This window comes from Erythrobacter cryptus DSM 12079 (assembly GCF_000422985.1).
GTDB classification, from domain to species: Bacteria; Pseudomonadota; Alphaproteobacteria; order Sphingomonadales; family Sphingomonadaceae; genus Erythrobacter; species Erythrobacter cryptus.
Map to the genome: position 1 here is coordinate 1 of NZ_KE383967.1, position 1,902 is coordinate 1,902.

Here is a 1,902-nt window from a genome sequence, read left to right on the forward strand (position 1 = left end):
CGAAGGACAGGCGAGCGATTGCCAACAGGCCGATCCGCTGCTCGAGGCCGTGCCGGAAGGCAGCATCTTCCTCGCCGACAAGGCCTATGACAGCGACGCCATCCGCGACAAGGTCGAGGCGCGCGGCAGCTTCGCCAACATCCCGCCAAAGGCCAACCGCAAGAAGGGCTTCGCCTTCAGCTCCTTCCTCTACCGCTATCGCAACCTGATCGAGCGCTTCTTCGGAAAACTCAAGCACGCCAGAGGCTTGGCCACGCGATACGACAAACGCGCCGACAACTTCCTCGCCGCTGCCAAACTCTTCTCAACTCGCCTATGGATCGCAGCTAATGAGTCCACGGCTTAGGATGCAAAAGGCTTGCAAATGTGGCGCCTCATGGGCATACCTCCGTGACACAGAGAGGTAGAGAGGTGTGCTCTCGCCTCGTGGCATTGCGCCATGCGCAATGCGAGTGACAGGGAGGGCAAGCCGGGCACAACAACCTTCAAGATGGCACCTTTCGGCAGCATGATGCCGCAAGCAAGGTGCTTCCAGATCGCCAGATCTGCCATAGTAAAAACAGCTTGAGGCGTAACAAATGCGCCTTAAACCCCGGGTATCGCAAGTTTCTTCAATCCTTTTGTCCAAGGGAGAATAACGTTGACCAAATACCAATTCATGGCCTCGGTGGCAGCATCGGCGATTGCCCTTTCTGCCAGCCAAGCGCACGCGCAAGTGATCGGCACGATCACTCCGGGCGGGACGGTTTCTGCACCCAATGGTGGCAACATCTGCGCTGACGGCACCACCGTTGGCGGCTACACCACGGTGTTCCCCAACACGCACCCCAACCCGTCGGTGAACATCAGCGATTCGCCCTATGATACGGCGAGCACGATCTGCACCAACCAGGACGTGACGCAGAGCTACAACACCAGCGTGGGCCCTGCGCCGACCACTTTCGCTGGTGATGCGGCGACCACTTCCGAAAACGGTTCTGCCACTTCGACTTACGTGCAGGTGACCGAAACCACGAATGTGTTCGACACCAACACCAATCCGGCCACTGCTGATCCGAGCAACCCGTACACGCAAGTCGTCGCGCTGACCTCGCCGACGCCGGGCAACTACTCCTACACCGAATCGCTCGAAACCGATCAGCAGAACCTGTATCAGAACACCACCTCGGTTTCGGGCACCGGGTCGACCGGCACGGGCAACCAAAGCGGAGGTTGGGTCAATCCGGATTTCACCTCGCGTTCGCTCACGACCGGCGATTCCACCTTCGACGCCTCCACGGGCAATGTTACCTACACCCCTACGGCGGGGAACAGCTCGTTCGAGGACGTCTTCGGATCGACCTTCACCGAGTTCGATACAGCTGCGGGCACTATATCGAGCACGTCGCAGACGGCCAACGGCTTCACTGCCACGCAGACCGACAGCAGCGGGACGCAGCAGGCCGCCTACACGGCTTCCGGCTCCACCTTCAGCGACAGTACTGGCACCACCACCTATGGGGTTGACGGCATCTCGAGCACTGCGCCGAGTGTGACCATCCAGGCGGGCGGTCCGAGCTATGTTGAAGTGGCGGCCAACAGCGTGACTCTTCATGGTGGCACCAGCTCGACCACTGTGGTCGTCAACAACGCGGGCATCACCGTCACTGACAGCAGCAACGGCACCACCTTCACGCTCGATGATACCGGCAACGGCACCTTCGCGGGCAATGTGAACGCAGTTGACGGCAACTTCTCCGGCAATGTCAACGCGGTTGATGGCAACTTCTCCGGCAATGTTGGCGTGGGCGGCAATCTGGCCGTCACCGGTGCCACCACCACCAACGGCATCACCAACACCGGCAACATCACCAACACCGGCAACATCTCCACCGCGACGCTGACCACCTCCGGCAATGCTTC

The 1,902-nt window shown here is 60.1% G+C and carries 2 protein-coding genes; both read left to right on the plus strand.

The window, feature by feature from the left end; genetic code table 11:
- A partial coding sequence (locus G524_RS0113855) for an IS5/IS1182 family transposase (protein ID WP_027443714.1) occupies positions 1 to 346 on the plus strand: 346 nt, incomplete at its 5' end.
- Positions 347 to 640: 294 nt separating this feature from the next.
- Positions 641 to 1,902, plus strand: a 1,262-nt coding sequence (locus G524_RS17025; protein WP_036858066.1) for a hypothetical protein, incomplete at its 3' end; no start/stop codon positions are given.